Source organism: Mesorhizobium sp. B1-1-7, from assembly GCF_006442705.1.
In the GTDB taxonomy this organism is placed as follows: domain Bacteria; phylum Pseudomonadota; class Alphaproteobacteria; order Rhizobiales; family Rhizobiaceae; genus Mesorhizobium; species Mesorhizobium opportunistum.
On record NZ_VFWQ01000006.1, the window covers coordinates 266,997 to 284,172 of the forward strand.

The window sequence follows — 17,176 nt, forward strand, 5'->3', positions numbered from 1 at the left end:
GTCCCAGCTATTCGGGCCATTGTCTTCCTCCACCTGGTCGCGAAGGAAACCAACGGCCGGTTTGTCCCTGGGTTCCGTCTTGCTTCCGGGTTCAGGTCCCGGCGGCGTAAAAATCGTCGTCGAGGCGCTTTTCCAAGGCGACGAGATCCGCCGGCAGCGGCAAGCCCATGGCGCGCATTTCGCGCAGCTTCTCGCGCAGCTGTTCCTGGATTTCGTGCTGGTCTTCCGGCTGGTTGACCATTTCCTCCAGCAGCAGGCTGATCCGGGCCTTGAACTCTTCGAGCGCCATTCTTTTTCTCCTTGGCGGCCAGGAAGCGCAGGAAGTCGCCGCTCGCAGGCCGGCTGAATATCAATACACCTAGCGCAGCATGCGCGATATCAGCTGCGCCGTGTAATCCACCATCGGCACGATGCGCGCGTAATTCAGCCGGGTCGGGCCGATGACGCCGAGCGCGCCGACGACGCGGGCATCCTTGTCGCGATAGGGCGCGACCACCAGCGACGAGCCCGACAGCGAGAACAGCTTGTTTTCGGAGCCGATGAAGATGCGCACGCCTGATCCCTGCTCGGCCAGATCAAGCAGCTGGATCAGCCCGTCCTGCGTCTCCATGTCCTCGAACAGGTGCCGCAGCAGTTCGATGTCCGCCTGCGCGGTGACGTTTTCGAGCAGATTGGCCCGGCCGCGCACGATGAGCCGCGCCGGCAGGCCGCTTTCGGCGCCCGCCCATACCGCCAGCCCCTTCTCGACGAGATCCTGCGACAGCGTGTCCAGCGCTGCCCTTGTCTCTTCCTTGATGCGGGCGATCTCGGTCCGCGCCTCGGCCAGCGTGCGGCCTCGAATATGCGCGTTGAGGAAATTCGAGGCCTCGTGCAGCTGCGAGACGGTGATGCCGGCGGGCAGCTCGACGACGCGGTTTTCGACGTCGCCATTCTGCGACACCAGCACGGCAAGTGCCTTGGTCGGCTCCAGCTGGATGAATTCGATGTGCTTCAGCGCCACCTCGTTCTTGGCGGCCAGCACCAGGCCGGCGCCGCGAGACATGCCCGACAGCATCTGGCTGGCCTCGGTCAGCATATGCTCCAGCGTCGCGCCCGAGCCCGAGGCCCGCACCTGTGCTTCGATGGTGCGGCGCTCCTCGTCGGAGAGATCGCCAAGTTCCATGAAGGCATCGACGAAGAAACGCAGGCCCGCCTGCGTCGGCAGCCGGCCGGCCGAGATATGCGGCGCATAGATCAGCCCGAGATGTTCCAGGTCGCTCATCACATTGCGGATGGTGGCCGGCGACAGTGAGGAGGGCAGGATGCGCGACAGGCTGCGCGAGCCCACGGGCTCGCCATCCCTGAGATAGGAATCGACGATGCGCCGGAAGATGTCGCGTGAGCGCATGTCGAGTGATTGAAGTGCAAGCGACTGCGAACCGGGATCGATTGCCTTGGTCATACGGCCAAAAACCTCCTTGTTCAGGATATAGACTTCGGCACGGTGGGCGCAACCCGGTGTCTGCATCAGATCGCCCGGCGTCTGTGTCAGATCGCCCGGCGTCTGTGTCAGATTGCTCGGTGCCGCGTTTGCGCTCAGCCGGCCATTTTCCTTTGCGCCCTAAGCTTGGTGAGGCTACAAGCCGGCCAAGATTCCGAAAATGACAAGAAAGAAGCCTGAATGCGCCCCTCCAAACGCCAATTCGACGAAATGCGTGCCATCTCCTTCGAGCGCGGCGTCTCCAAGCACGCCGAAGGCTCGTGCCTGGTGAAGTTCGGCGACACCCACGTCCTGTGCACGGCGAGCCTCGAGGAGAAGGTGCCGGGCTGGATGCGCAATTCCGGCAAGGGCTGGGTGACGGCCGAATATGGCATGCTGCCGCGCTCGACTGGCGAGCGCATGCGCCGCGAGGCATCCGCCGGCAAGCAGGGCGGCCGCACGCTGGAAATCCAGCGCCTCATCGGCCGTTCTCTGCGCGCCGTGGTCGACTTGCAGGCGCTGGGCGAACAGCAGATTACCGTCGACTGCGACGTCATCCAGGCCGATGGCGGCACCCGTACCGCCTCGATCACCGGCGGCTGGGTGGCGCTGTACGACTGCCTGCGCTGGATGGAAGCGCGGCAGATGACCAGCGTTTCCAAGGTGCTGAAGGACCATGTCGCGGCGATTTCCTGCGGTATCCATGACGGCCAGCCGGTCATCGACCTCGATTACATCGAGGATTCATCGGCCGGCACCGACGCCAATTTCGTCATGACCGGCAAGGGCGGCATCGTCGAGATCCAGGGAACCGCCGAGGGCGAGCCGTTCTCCGAAGGGCAGTTCGCGGACTTGATGGGCCTGGCCAAGAAAGGCATCCAGCGCCTGGTGAGTTTGCAGCAGATGGCGGTGGCTTAGGGTCAAATGGCGGTGGCTTAGGTTTTAAATGTCGAGCTTGAACACCCCCCTCTGGCCTGCCGGCCATCTCCCCCGCAAGGGGGGAGATCGGCTGTGGTCGCGGATTTCGCCAACCACCGACGGTGCAAATTATGAACCGGCTTTGACGCTGCCAATCTCCCCCCTTGCGGGGGAGATGCCCGGCAGGGCAGAGGGGGGTGCCTCGTGACTCCCTCTGCCATTCTTGAGTCAGCGCTCTACGTCACAGACTTGCACGCAGCCGAACAATTCTATCGCGACACCCTCGGCCTTCACCTCCTCGGCAAGGTCGAAGGCCGCCACCTGTTCTTCCGTTGCGGACCCGGTGTGCTGCTCATCTTCAACGCCGAGGCAACCAAGATCCCACCCGCGCCCGATGCCAAGCTGAAAGTGCCGCCGCATGGCACGGTCGGCGAAGGCCATCTCTGCTTTGCGGCGACCGCCGTGGAAATCGCGGCCTGGAAGGCCCATCTCAAGACGAAGAACGTCGCCATCGAAAGCGAATTCGAATGGCCGCAAGGCGGCCGTTCGATCTATATACGCGACCCCTCGGGCAATTCGATCGAGTTTGCCGAGCCAAGAATCTGGGGCCTTTGATGCATTCGCCAACTGTTCACTCACTTGACGGCAAGAAGATCGTCGTTGCCAGCCACAATGCCGGCAAGCTGCGCGAGTTCGCCGACCTGATGCGGCCGTTCGGCTTCGAGGCGAAGTCGGCCAAGGACTATGGCCTGCCGGAACCCGACGAAACCGGCACCACTTTCGAGGAAAACGCCTACATCAAGGCGCTGGCCGCCGCAAAGGCGACCGGCCTGCCGGCGCTGTCGGACGATTCCGGCCTGTGCGTCGACGCGCTCGACGGCGCGCCCGGCGTCTACACCGCCAACTGGGCTGAAACCCCCGACGGCGGCAGGGATTTCGCCATGGCCATGCAGCGCACCGAAGTGGCGTTGCAGGAAGTGGGAGCCGCTTTGCCGGAGCAGCGCAAGGGCCGCTTTGTCGCCGTCATCTGCCTCGCCTTCCCCGACGGCGAGGCCGAATATTATCGCGGCGAGGCCGAAGGCACGCTGGTCTGGCCGCCGCGCGGCGAGCTCGGCTTCGGCTACGACCCGGTGTTCTTGCCGGATGGTTTCGACAAGACGTTTGGCGAGATGAGCGCCGAGGAAAAGCATGGCTGGAAGCCTGGCCAGGCGACCGCGCTGTCGCACCGCGCCCGTGCCTTCCAGAAATTCGCCCAGGCACGATTGGATCTGGCGAGATTGGGCGAGGCATGAGCATGCTGCTCGACCGGGCCCCCGGCTTCGGCGTCTACATTCATTGGCCGTTCTGCGCGGCCAAATGCCCTTATTGCGACTTCAACAGCCATGTCCGCCACCAGCCGGTCGACCAGGAGCGCTTTGCCGCCGCCTTCGAGGCGGAACTGGCGACGATGCGCCAGCGCACCGGCCCGCGCGAGGTGACAAGCATCTTTCTCGGCGGCGGCACGCCCTCGCTGATGAAGCCGGAAACCGTGGCCAGGGTTCTGGACGCCGTGGCCAGGAACTGGACAGTGCCTGACGGCATCGAGGTGACGCTGGAGGCCAATCCGTCCTCGGTCGAGGCCGAACGGTTTCGCGGCTACCGGACGGCCGGCGTCAACCGCGTCTCGCTTGGCGTACAGGCGTTGAACGACAAGGATCTGCGCTTCCTCGGCCGCCTGCACAATGTCGAGGAGGCCTTGCACGCCATCGGGCTGGCGCGGGAAATATTCCCAAGGCTCTCCTTCGATCTCATTTACGCCCGGCCCGGCCAGACGCCGGAAGCCTGGGCATCCGAGCTCGAACAGGCGATCGGTCATGCCGCCGACCATCTGTCGCTCTACCAGCTGACCATCGAGGAAGGCACGCCCTTCCACGCGCTGCACGCGGCGAAGAAATTCATCATCCCCGACAACGACCACGCCGCCGACCTCTATGCGTTGACGCAGGAGATCACCACGGGGCATGGTTTGCCGGCTTATGAGATATCCAACCACGCCCGGCCGGGCGCCGAAAGCCGCCACAATCTGACCTACTGGCGCTACGGCGAATATGTCGGTGTGGGTCCCGGCGCGCATGGTCGCTTCGTCGAGCATGGCCGCCGCACGGTGACGATCGCCGAGCGGATGCCGGAGACCTGGGCCAATCTGGTCGAGGCCAAGGGCCACGGCATCACCGGCGGCGAGATCCTGACGCGCTCGGAGGAGGCCGACGAGTTCCTGCTGATGGGGCTGAGGCTGGCCGAAGGCATCGACCTTTCGCGCTACGAGGCGTTTTCCGGCCGCGGCCTGTCGAGCGCGCGGCTGTCGGTGTTGCAGGGCGAAGGACTGGTGGCGCCGATCGGCAATACGCGGCTGCGCGCCACGCCGGCCGGCATGATCGTGCTCGACGCCGTGGTGGCGGATTTGGCGCGCTAACTTTGAAAAACGTCCTCTTTATCTGCAGCCAGAACCGCTTGCGCAGTCCCACAGCCGAACAGGTGTTTTCCACGCGCCGGGATCTGGAGGTCGCGTCGGCGGGAACCAACCACGACGCCGATACGCCGCTGACGCACGAACTGGTCGCCTGGGCCGACATCATCTTCGTCATGGAAAAGGTGCACCGCACCAAGCTGCAGAAGAAATTCAAGGCCAGCCTGAACAAGGCTCGGGTCATCTGCCTCGATATACCCGATAACTATGAGTTCATGGATCTGGAGTTGATCGAGCTTCTGAAGGCGCGCGTTTCACGCTATCTCGATTGAAACCCCGAAGCGCGAGGCCCGAATGAACCTGACCTTCTCCTCCTGGCAATTCTGGGCGCTGCTGTCTGCGGCCTTCGCGGCGCTGACGGCAATCTTCGCCAAGGTCGGCATCGAGAACATCAGTTCCGACTTCGCCACCTTCATCCGCACGGTCATCATCCTGGCCGTGCTCGGGGCGATCCTGCTGGCAAGCGGCCAGTTCCAGTCGCCGTCCACGATCTCGGCAAAGACCTGGCTGTTCCTCGGCCTCTCCGGTCTGGCGACCGGGGCCTCCTGGCTCTGCTATTTCCGCGCGCTGAAGATCGGCAATGCGGCGCAGGTGGCGCCCATCGACAAGCTAAGCGTCGTGCTTGTGGCGGTGTTTGGCGCGGTCTTTCTCGGCGAGCGCCTCTCCGGAGCGAACTGGCTTGGCGTCGCCCTTATCGCGGCGGGTGCTGTGCTGGTCGCCTATCGGGGGTAGCGGCACGCCATGGCGTGCGCTCTTCGTTTCAAGACGGGTGATGAAAATATCGAAGCGATTGGGCATCGTCCGGTCAGTGCTCCGTCATGCTTTGGGGTTCGTTGTCGGAATGCCTGATAGTCGTGGGCACGGTCCTCATGGGCAAGCCGCGTGCGGGCCGCTTGGTCAGGTTGGCGTCGGTCTCTGCAGGCAGCCGCTCGTCCGTGGGGACGGCAACGCGGTTGCGGCCGGCATAGTAGGGCTCGAAAGCATCCTGTATCTTGAGGCTGTCCATCATCTCCTCCCGGGGGAATTAGGGACTAAATCTGCCAGACCCGGTTTCGTTCCCTACTGTGGCAAAGGAATGGCGATTGCCTTAAATCGACGTGAGCTTTTGCAAGCCCGCGCCAGCCATGCCAAACAAGGATTTGGCAGGCCAAACAGGGCCGAACGGAGAGTTGATCAGTGACCGGTGAGACGGGCAAGCGCAGCTATGTGGTCGGGCAGGCCGAGATCGCGGCCCGGCCGCTGGAGCCGGCGCTCTATCTGGTGGCGACGCCGATCGGCAATCTCGCCGACATCACGCTACGTGCGCTGGAGACGCTGGCCGCCGCCGACATTGTCGCCTGCGAGGACACGCGGGTGTCGCGCGTGCTGCTCGACCGCTACGGCATCCGCCGCCGCACCACGGCCTATCATGAGCACAATGCCGGCGAGGCCGGGCCGAAGCTGATATCGGCGCTTCAGGCCGGGCAGAGCGTGGCGCTGATTTCCGATGCCGGCACGCCACTGGTGTCTGATCCAGGCTACCGGCTGGTCGGCGAGGCGCTCGACCAGGGCATCCGCGTCGTGCCGATCCCCGGTCCGTCGGCACCGCTTGCCGCGCTGACGGCATCGGGCCTGCCGTCGGACGCCTTTTTGTTCGCGGGCTTTTTGCCGGTCAAATCAGGCCAGCGGCTGACACGGTTGGAAGCCTTGAAAGCGGTGCCGGCAACGTTGATCTTCTTTGAATCGCCGCGCCGGCTGGCTGAGTCGCTCGGCGCCATGGTTGAAGCCCTCGGCGGCGAACGCAAGGCCGCTATCGGCCGCGAATTGACCAAGACCTTTGAGGAGATGCGCACCGGCACGCTGCAAGCGCTGGCCGATTACTATGCGGCTGCCGATACGCCGAAGGGCGAGATCGTCGTCTGTATCGGCCCCGCCGAAGCCAAGGCGGACGAGCCCAAGGATATCGACCGTCTGCTGTTGTCGCTCGCCGCTGAAATGCCGGCCTCCAAGGCAGCGGCGGAGGCCGCGAAAATGACTGGCGGTCAGAAGCAGATGCTTTACCGGCGGCTCCTGGAACTGAAGGATATGGAGGGCAGCGGTGGCTGAGCGTCCGAGCGCCAGTCGCCAAAAAGCCTATCGGCGCGGCCATCGCGGCGAATGGCTGGCCGCGGTGGCGCTGATGCTGAAGGGCTACCGGATCCTGGCGCGCCGCCACCGCACCCGCTTCGGCGAGATCGACCTCATCGCGCGCCGCGGCGACCTCGTGCTGTTCGTCGAGGTCAAGGCGCGCCGCACGCTGATGGAGGCTATGGAGGCGGTCGGCCACGAATCGGAGCGCCGCATCGAGGGGGCCGCCGACATCTGGCTGTCGCGCCAGGCGGATTATGGCAAGCTGTCGATGCGCTTCGACATGGTCGCCGTGCTGCCTTGGCGCTGGCCGGTGCATGTCGAGAACGCGTTTTATGGGAGGAGTTAGAGGGTTACTTGCCGGCGTTGCTCGCCCTTCGCGGGCTCAGGGCGTTCGTCGTTCGGAAAGCCAAGCAATTGGCTTTCCGTCCGCTACGCGGACCACTCCTCACCCCCAGATCATCAACGCCACCAGTCCGACGCCGCCGACCACCAACCGCCACCAGCCGAACAGCGAGTAGCCGTTGCGCGAGACGTAATCGAGCAGGAAGCGCACCACGATAAGCGCCGTGACGAAGGCGGCGACGAAGCCGATGGCGATGATCGGCAGGTCGGCACTGCTCAGCACGTTGCGGTTCTTGAACAGGTCGAAGGCGAAGGCGCCGACCATGGTCGGGATGGCGAGGAAGAACGAAAATTCCGCCGCCGCCCGCTTGTCGACACCCAAAAGCAGCGCGCCGACGATGGTCGAGCCCGAGCGCGAGGTGCCGGGGATCAGCGACAGGCACTGGAAAAGGCCGATCTGCAGGTAAAGCCGGGTCGGAAACCGCTCGACGTCGCGATAGACCGGCTTGAGGTTCATGCGGTCCACCGCCAGCAGCACGATGCCGCCGATGATCAGCATGATGCAGATCAGCCTTGGCGATTCGAACAGCACCGTCTTGATGAAATCATGCGCCAGCGCGCCGATGATCGCCGCCGGCAGGAAGGCGATGAGGATGCCGATAACGAAATGCCTGGTCAGCCGGTCGTGCGGCAGTTCGAGCAGCATTTTCCAGAGGCGGCGGAAATAAACGCTGAGGATCGCCAGGATGGCGCCGAGCTGGATCAGGATCTCGAAGGCCTTGCCGGTCGAGTGGAAGCCGAGGAAATGGCCGGCGAGCAGGATATGGCCGGTCGAGGACACCGGTATGAACTCGGTCAGCCCCTCCAGCAGGCCGAGCAGCAGGGCTTCGACGAAGGTCTGGCTTTCCATGGCTACCTCGGCATTTGCGTGATGGCTGACAGAACGGCTTGCTTGTCATGGCTTGCAAGTCCCCCTATAGGTCGCAACACCCTGACGGCCCGCTAACCGGGCGGCCAAGACTTACCGGTGCGCCCTGCGATTCGCCAGTGTGGCAATCCGGAATTCGCCACAGCTGGGACGAGCGCGATGCGCGAATTCCGGATTCTGAGCCACACTGCCAACTTAAGTTCTGGTGTGGTTTGGATTTGAAGTTCCTGAACGCGGATGCCGTTGAGGGGACAGGAACTTCAAATCCGAACCACACCAGTGCGCTTTATCATCGCGGAACCATGCTGACGCTTTTCCACCATCCCATGTTCGCCACCTGCCGCTTTGTCCGCCTCGCCTTTGGCGAGTATGGCGAGGAGCTGGCGCTGATCGAGGAGAAGCCGTGGACCCGGCGCAAGGAGTTCCTGGCGCTGAATCCGGCCGGCACGCTGCCGATCCTTTTGGCCGAAGGCGACGTGCCGATCGTCGGCGCAACGGTCATCTCGGAATATCTCGATGAGACGCGTGGGGTCTTGAAGCGCGACAAGCGGCTGTTCGCCGAGGATCCGATGCAGCGCGCCGAAATCCGCCGGCTGATCGACTGGTATCTCAACAAGGCCGAAAGCGAGGTCACAAGGCATCTGGTGCGCGAGCGCGTGCTCAAGCCGATCATGCCGGAAACGGCGGGCGGCGGCTCACCCGATTCAGGCGCGATCCGCGCCGCGCGCGCCAATATCCGCCAGCACATGAAATACACCAACTGGCTGGCCGGCACCCGCCATTGGCTGGCCGGCTCCAGGGTCACCTATGCCGATCTCGCCGCCGCCGCGACGCTGTCGGTGCTCGACTATCTCGGCGAGATCGACTGGCGCGAACATACTGCTGCGCGCGAGTGGTACACGCGGGTGAAGTCGCGGCCCTCCTTCCGGCCGCTTTTGACCGACCGGGTGCGCGGCCTGTCGCCGGTGTCGCATTATGCGGACCTCGACTTCTGACGCCGCGAAACTGCGCGCGCTGATCGACGCGGAGGCGCGTCGCGCCGGCTTCGACGCCGTCGCCGTCACCTCTCCCGATGCGATCCCGTTGGCACCGGCGCGGCTGGCCGAATTCGTCGCCGATGGTTTTCACGGCTCGATGGACTGGATCGCCGAGACGCTTGCGCGGCGCAGTGAGCCTTCCACGCTCTGGCCTGAAGTGCGCTCTATCATCGTGCTGGCGATGAACTACGGACCGGACCACGATCCGCGCGACCTGCTGGCCAGGCGCGACCGGGGCGCGATCTCGGTCTATGCACAAAACCGCGACTATCACGAGGTGATGAAGGGGCGGCTGAAGGAGATCGCCGGCAAGATCGTCGCGCGCGCCGGCGGCGACGTCAAAGTCTTCGTCGACACAGCACCGGTCATGGAAAAGCCGCTGGCGGAAGCCGCGGGCCTGGGCTGGCAGGGAAAGCACACCAATCTGGTCAGCCGCGAACACGGTTCCTGGCTGTTCCTCGGCACCATCTTCACCACTGCGGAGCTTGTCCCCGACAGCGCCGAGATCGACCATTGCGGCTCTTGCCGCGCATGCCTCGATGCCTGCCCGACCGATGCCTTCCCGGCGCCCTATCGGCTCGATGCACGGCGCTGCATCTCCTATCTCACCATTGAGAACAAGGGGCCGATCCCGCATGAATTCCGCGAGGCGATAGGCAACCGCATCTATGGTTGCGACGATTGTCTGGCCGCTTGCCCCTGGAACAAGTTCGCCCGGGTGGCTTCCGAGGCAAAACTCGCGGCGCGCGACGATCTGCGCGAACCGGCGATCGCCGACCTGCTCGAACTGGGCGATGCGGCCTTCCGTGCCTTCTTCTCGGGCTCGCCGATAAAGCGCATCGGCCGCAATCGCTTCGTCCGCAACGTGCTGATCGCGGCCGGCAATGCCGGCGATGCCGCGCTCGCCGGCACCGTGCGTGGACTGCTGGACGATGCCTCGCCGCTGGTGCGGGGCGCGGCAATATGGGCGCTGGCGCGGCTTGTGCCCGAGACCGAATATGCCCAACGGGCCGCCATCGGCCTGGCAACCGAGAACGATGCGGCGGTGCGCGAGGAATGGCGCCTGGCGCGGCCAACCAGGGCACAGGCATGAGCGAAAAACAGGTCTTCATCTTCGGCGCCGGCTACTCGGGCAAGGCCTTTGCCCGGGCCAATCCGGGTGCCGCCACGATCGTCGGCACCACCCGCTCTGAAGAAAAATTCGAGGCGCTGCGCCAGGCAGGCATCGCACCGCTGTTGTTCGACGGCGCGCTGACCGCTAAAGTCGGCGAGGCGCTGAAGAAAACGACGCATCTGGTGGTTTCGGTCGCCCCGGACGACGCCGGCGATCCCGTGCTGAATGCCGCCCGCGCGACGATCGCTCGCATGCCGGCGCTGGAATGGATCGGCTATCTCTCCACCGTCGGCGTCTATGGCGACTATGGCGGCGCCTGGGTCGATGAAACAGCCGAATGCCGGCCGGTGTCGAAGCGCTCGGTGATGCGGGTCGCGGCGGAACAGGATTGGCTGAAGCTCGGCAGGGACATCGACCGGCCGGTGGCGATCCTGCGGCTATCCGGCATTTACGGCCTGGGCCGCAACGCTTTGGTCAATCTGGAAAACGGCACGGCAAGGCGGCTGGTCAAGCCGGATCAGGTGTTCAACCGCATCCATTGCGACGACATTGCCGGCGCGCTCTGGCAACTCATCGGAAGCAACAAAGGCGGCATCTTCAACGTCACCGACGATGAGCCGGCGCCGCCGCAGGATGTCGTCGCCTATGCCGCGTCGCTGATGGGCGTCGAGCCGCCGCCCGAAATTCCTTTCGACACCGCCCAACTTTCGCCCATGGCGCGGTCTTTCTATGGCGAGAACAAACGGGTCGCCAACGCGGCGATCAAGGCAACGGGTTATCGCTTTCGCTTCCCGGATTACCGCACCGCCTTCGACCATATGTGGGCTGACGGCAACTGGCGCGACGGCGAGGCGCGCAGCCCGATGAAGCGCTGACTGTTGCGTGCTATGATTCGGTCTTGGGATTGCGTTGGGGATCCGGTTTCATGAACATGGCGATGCGGCTGGGCAAGAAATCACTGCTGGCGGCAGCATTTGGCCTGTTCGCTCTCGCCGCGCAGCCTGCAATGGCCGAGGAGCGGGCCAAGGACTTATTCGGCGCCAAGAAACTGCCGGCGGCGACCGCGGCGCAGTCGATCGGCTTCTACTCCAAGGGCTGCTTTGCCGGCGGCGTCGCCATTCCCATGGACGGCCCGACCTGGGAGGTGATGCGCCCCTCGCGCAACCGCCGCTGGGGCCATCCGGCGATGATCGCGGTGATCGAAAAATTGTCGCGCGACGCTGCCGCCGATGGCTGGCCCGGCCTTTTGATCGGCGACATTTCGCAGCCGCGCGGCGGCCCGATGATGACCGGCCATGCCTCGCACCAGATCGGCCTCGACGCCGATATCTGGCTGACGCCGATGCCCAGCCGGCCGCTGTCGACGGCGCAGCGCGAATCGATGAGCGCCACCTTGATGGTCGACGAGAAGACCCATCTGGTGAAGGACGCATTGTGGACGCCGCAGCATACGGCGCTTCTGAAACGGGCGGCGAGCTATCCGCAAGTCGAGCGCATCCTGGTCAACCCGGGCATCAAGAAAAAGCTCTGCGACACCGTCAAGGGCGATCGAACCTGGCTGCGCAAGGTCAGGCCGTTCTGGGGCCACGACTATCATTTCCATATGCGCATCGGCTGCCAGCCGGGTTCGCCCAACTGCAAGGCGCAGGAAGCGACACCGGATGATGACGGTTGCGGCAAGCCATTGGCCTGGTGGTTCACGCAGGAGCCCTGGCGGCCCAACAAGAACCCCGATGCGCCGAAAGCCCGCGACGTGATGACGATGGCGAACCTGCCCGGCGAATGCCGCGCCGTGCTCGACGCGCCGGGGCCGGCCTCGGCCGAGGCCGCGACCTATCATGGCGGCGCCGTGCCTGTCGCGGTCGTCGCGCCCGAACCGGAAGCGCCGGCACAGCCCGTCACCACCGTCAGCGGCGCTGGCGATTTGCCAAGCGCTGCCAATGCGTTCGCGGCCACCCCCAGGATGGGCGCTCCAGTGCCGCGGCCACGACCACCGGCGAACTGACTGCCGCGCACAATGACAGCGTCCCTCGCCCCGTTTACGGGGAGAGGATGCCGGCAGGCAGGTGAGGGGCGGCGTCAGCGCTTGAAAACTGGCACTGAAGCGGCTTTCCCTTTGCGGGACCATGCGCTAGTCAACGACGAGGCGGTGAGAAGCTGCCGAGAACGAGGCGGACGAAGAGCATGGCAGGCGATGACGACACTTTGCTGCGGTTTCCGATCCTGATCGGCGACATTGGCGGCACCAATGCGCGCTTTTCGATCGTGCTCGACGCCAATTCCGAACCTACCGAGCCGCAAATCGTCCAGACCGCCAACTACAACACCATCGACGAGGCGATCCAGGCGGCCGTGCTCGACCGCTCGTCGGTGCGGCCCAATTCGGCGGTGCTGGCGGTGGCCGGGCCAGTCGATGGCGACGAGATCGAACTCACCAACTGCCCCTGGGTGGTCAAGCCCAAGCAGATGTTCGCCAATCTCGGCCTGAGCGATATCGTCGTGCTCAACGATTTCGAGGCGCAGGCGCTGGCCGTCGTCGCGCTCGGCGAAGAGCACATGGAAAAGATCGGCGGCGGCACGCCGGAGCCCAATGCCGGGCGTGTGGTGCTCGGACCCGGGACCGGCCTCGGCGTTGCCGGGCTGGTCCATGCGCTGCGCCACTGGATCCCGGTGCCCGGCGAGGGCGGCCATATGGACATAGGCCCACGCACGCCACGCGATTTCGAGGTTTTCCCGCATATCGACAAGCTCGAGGGCCGCATTTCGGGCGAACAGATCCTGTGCGGACGCGGCCTCGTCAACGTCTACCGGGCGGTGGCCAAGGCCGACGGCAAGCCGGCGCCCTTCACCACGCCGGCCGAGGTCACTGGCGCGGCATTGGCCAAGACCGATCCGGTCGCGCAGGAAGCGCTGGAGACTTTCGTCACCTGCCTCGGGCGCACCGCCGGCGACCTTGCCCTGGTGTTCATGAGCCGTGGCGGTGTGTTCCTCACCGGCGGCATCGCGCAGAAGATCGTGCCGGCGCTGAAGCAAGGCAATTTCCGCGCTGCCTTCGAGGACAAGGCGCCGCACAGTGCGCTGATGCGCACCATGCCGGTCTATGTCATCACCCATCCGCTGGCCGCACTTCTGGGCCTTGCCGCCTATGCCAGGAACCCCTCGCTGTTCGGCGTCCAGACGGCAGGCCGGCGCTGGCAGGCCTGAAGCTCAGGGGCCGCGATCCGCTTGGGCGCCCGCGACGAAGTTAATCAGCCGCGGCCATAGGCAAGCCGGCCGCATGGCGCTAAGAGGGGTGCCGAATTTGCAGCCCGGTCCTACGAGGCGGAAAACCACGAAGCGCTCCCGATTTGACCCTTCAAGCCCCACACAAACAGAAAGTCCGGCCCAGCGAGGTCACGGCGGTGCTCCGCCGCATCCTCGCTGAAAACGGCAATGAGTATCGCTGGACCTATGTCGTTGCCGTCACCTGCCTGCTGATTGTTTCCGGCACCACTGCCTTCACGGCGTGGATCATGGCCCCGATGATCAACCAGATTTTCTACGAACGGCGCGGCGATATGATCGTCTGGATCTGCGCCGGTTTCATGGGCGCCTCCGTGCTGCGCGGCTTCGCCGGCTATGGCCAGGCCGTCGCGCTGGCCAAGATCGGCAACAATCTGGTCGCGCGCTACCAGAAGCGCAGCTTCGACCATCTGATGAAGCTCGGCGTCGACTTCTTCAACGATACGCGTTCCGGTCGGTTGGCGGCACAGGTCAACGAGAATGTCGGCGGCGTTCGCGATCTGCTGTCGCTGACACTGACCTCCATCAGCCGCGACGCGGTCACGCTGGTCGCTCTCGTCGGCGTCATGATCTACCAGGATCCGGTGTTGTCGCTCAGCTCGCTGCTGATCGGCCCGCCGCTGATCTGGGCCGTCGTCTACATCACCCGCCGGTTGCGGCGTATCAACCGGGAATCCGTGCTGATCAATTCGCGGCTGAACGGTTCCGTGCAGGAGGCCACGCAGGGCATCGCCATCGTCAAGGCCTTCACCCTGGAGGAGGAACTGGCGCGCCGCATCGGCATCATGGCCGATACGGCCGAGCAGCGTAACAACAAGATCGCCCGCGTCTCGGAACGGCTGTCGCCGATTTCCGAGATTCTGGGCGGCCTCGCCATCACCTCCGTGCTTGCCTATTCCGGCTACCGGGCGCTGGTGCTGGGGCAACCGCCGGGCGCGGTGTTTTCCTTCATCACCGCGCTGATCATGGCCTACGACCCGGCAAGACGCCTGGCGCGCACACAGGTGGGCATGGAACGTGCGCTGGTCAACGCGCGCATGATCTACGAGTTGCTGGACCTGGAGCCGAAACAGGGCGACGCGCCCGATGCCGTCGAGGCCAGGGTCACTACTGGCGAGGTGCGCTTCGACAATGTGACGTTCGGCTACAGCGCCGACCTGCCGGTGTTGAGGGATCTGAGCTTTACCGCCGCCGCCGGCAAGGTGACGGCGATCGTCGGTGCGTCGGGCGCCGGCAAATCGACGCTGGTGGCGCTCTTGCAGCGCTTCTACGACGTCGACCAGGGCAACATCGAGGTCGATGGCCAGGACATCTCGAAAGTGACCAAGCATTCGCTGCGGCAGTCGATCGCCTATGTGGCGCAGGCGCCCTATCTGTTCGAGGGCACGATCCGCGACAACATCCGCTATGGTCGTCTGTCGGCCACCGACGCCGAGATCGAGCAGGCGGCGAAACAGGCGGCGGCCGACGAGTTCATCCGCCAGCAGCCGCAAGGTTACGACACGCCGGTCGGCGAAGGCGGCTCGACCCTTTCCGGCGGCCAGCGCCAGCGCGTCTCGATCGCCCGCGCCATCGTGCGCCAGGCACCGATCCTGCTGCTCGACGAGGCGACCTCGGCGCTCGACAACGAGGCCGAAGCGCGCGTCCAGGAGGCGCTTACGCATGTCATGCAAGGGCGCACGACGATCGTCATCGCGCACCGGCTGTCGACGGTGATCAATGCCGACCACATCATCGTGCTGGAAGAGGGACGGTTGGTCGAGGAAGGCACGCACGCGACGCTGATGGCCGACCCGGACAGCATCTATGCCCGCTTCCACCGCATACAGGGCGTCAAGGGCCTGGGGCTTGTCGACGACAGCGCACCGATCCAAACTTCGGGTCGAGACCTAGAGACGCAAAACATCGCCGGGAGCACGGCATGAGCGAGACATCGGCAACGACCGGCAAGCCTGCAAGCGATGGCGAGCCTACGAGCGATATGGGCCTCGTGGTGGTGGGCGCGGCCGGCCGCATGGGCCAGACGCTGATCCGCGCCATCCATACCATTCCGGGCGCGCGCGTCATCGGCGCCGTCGAGCGGGCGGATTCGCCGCATCTGGGCAAGGATGCCGGCGAGCTGGCGGGCATCGGCATCATCAATGTGCCGATATCAGACGATCCGCTGCCGGCCTTCGCCAAGGCCGACGGCGTGCTCGATTTCACCACGCCGGCCTCGACGGTCGAATTCGCCGGCTACGCGGCGCAGGCGCGCATCGTCCATGTCATCGGCACCACCGGCTGCTCGGCGCAAGACAATGCGAAAATCGCTGCTGCCGCGCGCCACGCGACGATCGTCAAGTCGGGCAATATGAGCCTCGGCGTCAACCTCCTGGCGGTGCTGGTCGAACAGGCGGCGCGCGCGCTCGATGCCGACGATTTCGACATCGAGATCCTCGAAATGCACCACAGGCACAAGGTCGACGCGCCCTCGGGCACGGCACTGCTGCTCGGCGAGGCCGCCGCCGCCGGACGCGATATCGCGTTGGCCGGCAATGACGTGCGTTCACGCGACGGCCACACAGGCGTGCGAAAAACCGGCTCGATCGGCTTTGCCACGCTGCGCGGCGGCTCTGTCGTCGGCGACCACAGCGTGATCCTGGCCGGCACTGGCGAGCGCATCACGCTGTCCCACCATGCCGAGGACCGTGCCATCTTCGCCCGCGGCGCCGTCAAGGCGGCGCTTTGGGCACGCGGCAAGAAGCCGGGGCTGTATTCGATGCGGGACGTGCTCGGCTTAAGCTGAGCCGGACCGTCACATCTAGTAGGGATTGTAGGGAGCAAACATGTCGAGAACCCTCGTGCTCGTGCGCCACGGCCAGAGCGAATGGAATTTGAAGAACCTGTTCACCGGCTGGCGCGATGTCGATCTGACCGAGCAGGGCCACGCCGAGGCCAAGGCGGCCGGCGACAAACTGAAGGCGCGCGGCCTGAAGTTCGACATCGCCTTCACCTCCGCCCTGGTCCGAGCGCAGAAGACCTGCCAGCACATTCTCGACGCCGTCGGCCAGAGCGATCTGAAAACCATCCGCGACCAGGCGCTGAACGAGCGCGACTATGGCGACCTTTCCGGCCTCAACAAGGACGATGCCCGCAAGAAGTGGGGCGAGGACCAGGTGCATGTCTGGCGCCGCTCCTACGACGTGCCGCCGCCCGGCGGCGAAAGCCTGAAGGACACCGGCGCGCGCGTGTGGCCCTATTACCTGCATGACATGCAGTCGCACGTGCTGCGCGGCGGCACCGTGCTGGTTGCCGCCCACGGCAACTCGCTGCGCGCGCTGATCATGGCGCTGGACGGCAAGTCGGGCGAGGAGATCGTCAAGCTGGAGCTCGGCACCGGCGTGCCTGTCATCTACCAGCTCAACGCCGATTCCACCGTCGCGTCGAAGGAAGTCCTGGAGGGCTGAGCCGGCAAGCAGCGAACCGCTTTGAAAAAAGCGCG

20 protein-coding genes are annotated in these 17,176 nt (G+C 64.9%); 16 read left to right on the plus strand and 4 right to left on the minus strand.

Annotated elements, in window-relative coordinates; genetic code table 11:
• Positions 1-91: 91 nt before the first annotated feature.
• On the minus strand, positions 92-289 hold the full coding sequence (locus tag FJ978_RS12515; protein WP_013892036.1) for a hypothetical protein: 198 nt from the start codon (positions 287-289) through the stop codon (positions 92-94).
• A 69-nt stretch (positions 290-358) separates the two neighbouring features.
• Positions 359-1,441 carry a heat-inducible transcriptional repressor HrcA gene (gene hrcA / locus FJ978_RS12520; protein ID WP_041164512.1) on the minus strand — a complete coding sequence of 361 codons (1,083 nt, stop codon included), beginning with the start codon at positions 1,439-1,441 and terminating at the stop codon, positions 359-361.
• A 219-nt stretch (positions 1,442-1,660) separates the two neighbouring features.
• Between hrcA and rph the strand changes: the two genes are divergently transcribed.
• From rph to FJ978_RS12555, 6 genes are all read left to right on the plus strand, one after another.
• Positions 1,661-2,377 carry a ribonuclease PH gene (gene rph / locus FJ978_RS12525; protein ID WP_013892034.1) on the plus strand — a complete coding sequence of 239 codons (717 nt, stop codon included), beginning with the start codon at positions 1,661-1,663 and terminating at the stop codon, positions 2,375-2,377.
• Between the two features lie 204 nt (positions 2,378-2,581).
• Positions 2,582-2,992: a VOC family protein gene (locus FJ978_RS12535; RefSeq protein WP_140572351.1), complete on the plus strand. Its 411-nt coding sequence runs from the start codon at positions 2,582-2,584 to the stop codon at positions 2,990-2,992.
• Entirely contained in the window at positions 2,992-3,669 is a 678-nt protein-coding gene (gene rdgB, locus FJ978_RS12540) for an RdgB/HAM1 family non-canonical purine NTP pyrophosphatase (RefSeq protein WP_140572352.1), read from the plus strand. The genes FJ978_RS12535 and rdgB overlap by 1 nt, the downstream gene beginning before the upstream one ends.
• Positions 3,666-4,829, plus strand: a complete 1,164-nt coding sequence (gene hemW, locus FJ978_RS12545; protein ID WP_140572353.1) for a radical SAM family heme chaperone HemW — start codon at positions 3,666-3,668, stop codon at positions 4,827-4,829. The genes rdgB and hemW overlap by 4 nt, the downstream gene beginning before the upstream one ends.
• Before the next feature lie 2 nt (positions 4,830-4,831).
• Complete coding sequence (locus FJ978_RS12550; protein WP_140572354.1) at positions 4,832-5,155, plus strand: low molecular weight protein tyrosine phosphatase family protein; 324 nt, start codon at positions 4,832-4,834, stop codon at positions 5,153-5,155.
• 22 nt (positions 5,156-5,177) lie between these two features.
• On the plus strand, positions 5,178-5,615 hold the full coding sequence (locus tag FJ978_RS12555; RefSeq protein ID WP_140572355.1) for an EamA family transporter: 438 nt from the start codon (positions 5,178-5,180) through the stop codon (positions 5,613-5,615).
• Positions 5,616-5,688: 73 nt separating this feature from the next.
• On the opposite strand, the gene FJ978_RS12560 is transcribed toward FJ978_RS12555, so the two are convergent.
• Positions 5,689-5,889, minus strand: coding sequence for a hypothetical protein (locus tag FJ978_RS12560; protein ID WP_140572356.1), 201 nt, complete (start codon positions 5,887-5,889; stop codon positions 5,689-5,691).
• Positions 5,890-6,059: 170 nt separating this feature from the next.
• Between FJ978_RS12560 and rsmI the strand changes: the two genes are divergently transcribed.
• Positions 6,060-6,968 (plus strand): 16S rRNA (cytidine(1402)-2'-O)-methyltransferase, encoded by a 909-nt coding sequence (gene rsmI, locus FJ978_RS12565; protein WP_140572357.1) that lies wholly within the window; start codon positions 6,060-6,062, stop codon positions 6,966-6,968.
• Complete coding sequence (locus tag FJ978_RS12570) at positions 6,961-7,338, plus strand: YraN family protein (protein ID WP_140572358.1); 378 nt, start codon at positions 6,961-6,963, stop codon at positions 7,336-7,338. The genes rsmI and FJ978_RS12570 overlap by 8 nt, the downstream gene beginning before the upstream one ends.
• 99 nt (positions 7,339-7,437) lie before the next feature.
• Here FJ978_RS12570 and FJ978_RS12575 read toward each other — a convergent pair whose 3' ends face one another.
• Positions 7,438-8,244, minus strand: coding sequence for an undecaprenyl-diphosphate phosphatase (locus FJ978_RS12575; RefSeq protein ID WP_013892025.1), 807 nt, complete (start codon positions 8,242-8,244; stop codon positions 7,438-7,440).
• Between the two features lie 320 nt (positions 8,245-8,564).
• Here FJ978_RS12575 and FJ978_RS12580 point away from each other — a divergent pair, with 320 nt between their 5' ends.
• The 8 genes from FJ978_RS12580 (at position 8,565) to FJ978_RS12615 (ending at position 17,141) form a co-directional block, all read left to right on the plus strand.
• A complete protein-coding gene (locus tag FJ978_RS12580) occupies positions 8,565-9,257 on the plus strand; it encodes a glutathione S-transferase family protein (protein ID WP_013892024.1) in 693 nt (230 codons plus the stop codon).
• On the plus strand, positions 9,238-10,392 hold the full coding sequence (gene queG / locus FJ978_RS12585) for a tRNA epoxyqueuosine(34) reductase QueG (RefSeq protein ID WP_140572359.1): 1,155 nt from the start codon (positions 9,238-9,240) through the stop codon (positions 10,390-10,392). The genes FJ978_RS12580 and queG overlap by 20 nt, the downstream gene beginning before the upstream one ends.
• Complete coding sequence (locus FJ978_RS12590; RefSeq protein ID WP_140572360.1) at positions 10,389-11,288, plus strand: SDR family oxidoreductase; 900 nt, start codon at positions 10,389-10,391, stop codon at positions 11,286-11,288. Before queG ends, FJ978_RS12590 begins: the two co-directional genes overlap by 4 nt.
• Before the next feature lie 50 nt (positions 11,289-11,338).
• Positions 11,339-12,418, plus strand: a complete 1,080-nt coding sequence (gene mepA / locus FJ978_RS12595; RefSeq protein WP_140572361.1) for a penicillin-insensitive murein endopeptidase — start codon at positions 11,339-11,341, stop codon at positions 12,416-12,418.
• 179 nt (positions 12,419-12,597) lie between these two features.
• Positions 12,598-13,617: a glucokinase gene (locus FJ978_RS12600; protein WP_140572362.1), complete on the plus strand. Its 1,020-nt coding sequence runs from the start codon at positions 12,598-12,600 to the stop codon at positions 13,615-13,617.
• 143 nt (positions 13,618-13,760) lie between these two features.
• Positions 13,761-15,620 (plus strand): ABC transporter ATP-binding protein, encoded by a 1,860-nt coding sequence (locus FJ978_RS12605; protein ID WP_140572363.1) that lies wholly within the window; start codon positions 13,761-13,763, stop codon positions 15,618-15,620.
• Complete coding sequence (dapB, locus tag FJ978_RS12610; RefSeq protein ID WP_140572364.1) at positions 15,617-16,480, plus strand: 4-hydroxy-tetrahydrodipicolinate reductase; 864 nt, start codon at positions 15,617-15,619, stop codon at positions 16,478-16,480. The genes FJ978_RS12605 and dapB overlap by 4 nt, the downstream gene beginning before the upstream one ends.
• A gap of 40 nt (positions 16,481-16,520) precedes the next feature.
• On the plus strand, positions 16,521-17,141 hold the full coding sequence (locus tag FJ978_RS12615; protein ID WP_140572365.1) for a 2,3-bisphosphoglycerate-dependent phosphoglycerate mutase: 621 nt from the start codon (positions 16,521-16,523) through the stop codon (positions 17,139-17,141).
• The last annotated feature ends 35 nt before the right edge of the window (positions 17,142-17,176 follow it).

Excerpts from the sequence above, each read along its gene's own strand:
- FJ978_RS12600 (WP_140572362.1), top strand. The coding sequence starts at position 12,598 with ATGGCAGGCGATGACGACACTTTGCTGCGGTTTCCGATCCTGATCGGC.
- hrcA (WP_041164512.1), bottom strand. The coding sequence starts at position 1,441 with ATGACCAAGGCAATCGATCCCGGTTCGCAGTCGCTTGCACTTCAATCA.
- FJ978_RS12555 (WP_140572355.1), top strand. The coding sequence starts at position 5,178 with ATGAACCTGACCTTCTCCTCCTGGCAATTCTGGGCGCTGCTGTCTGCG.
- FJ978_RS12515 (WP_013892036.1), bottom strand. The coding sequence starts at position 289 with ATGGCGCTCGAAGAGTTCAAGGCCCGGATCAGCCTGCTGCTGGAGGAA.
- FJ978_RS12560 (WP_140572356.1), bottom strand. The coding sequence starts at position 5,889 with ATGGACAGCCTCAAGATACAGGATGCTTTCGAGCCCTACTATGCCGGC.
- FJ978_RS12575 (WP_013892025.1), bottom strand. The coding sequence starts at position 8,244 with ATGGAAAGCCAGACCTTCGTCGAAGCCCTGCTGCTCGGCCTGCTGGAG.
- FJ978_RS12590 (WP_140572360.1), top strand. The coding sequence starts at position 10,389 with ATGAGCGAAAAACAGGTCTTCATCTTCGGCGCCGGCTACTCGGGCAAG.
- mepA (WP_140572361.1), top strand. The coding sequence starts at position 11,339 with ATGAACATGGCGATGCGGCTGGGCAAGAAATCACTGCTGGCGGCAGCA.
- hemW (WP_140572353.1), top strand. The coding sequence starts at position 3,666 with ATGAGCATGCTGCTCGACCGGGCCCCCGGCTTCGGCGTCTACATTCAT.
- rph (WP_013892034.1), top strand. The coding sequence starts at position 1,661 with ATGCGCCCCTCCAAACGCCAATTCGACGAAATGCGTGCCATCTCCTTC.
- rdgB (WP_140572352.1), top strand. The coding sequence starts at position 2,992 with ATGCATTCGCCAACTGTTCACTCACTTGACGGCAAGAAGATCGTCGTT.
- FJ978_RS12615 (WP_140572365.1), top strand. The coding sequence starts at position 16,521 with ATGTCGAGAACCCTCGTGCTCGTGCGCCACGGCCAGAGCGAATGGAAT.
- queG (WP_140572359.1), top strand. The coding sequence starts at position 9,238 with ATGCGGACCTCGACTTCTGACGCCGCGAAACTGCGCGCGCTGATCGAC.
- FJ978_RS12580 (WP_013892024.1), top strand. The coding sequence starts at position 8,565 with ATGCTGACGCTTTTCCACCATCCCATGTTCGCCACCTGCCGCTTTGTC.
- dapB (WP_140572364.1), top strand. The coding sequence starts at position 15,617 with ATGAGCGAGACATCGGCAACGACCGGCAAGCCTGCAAGCGATGGCGAG.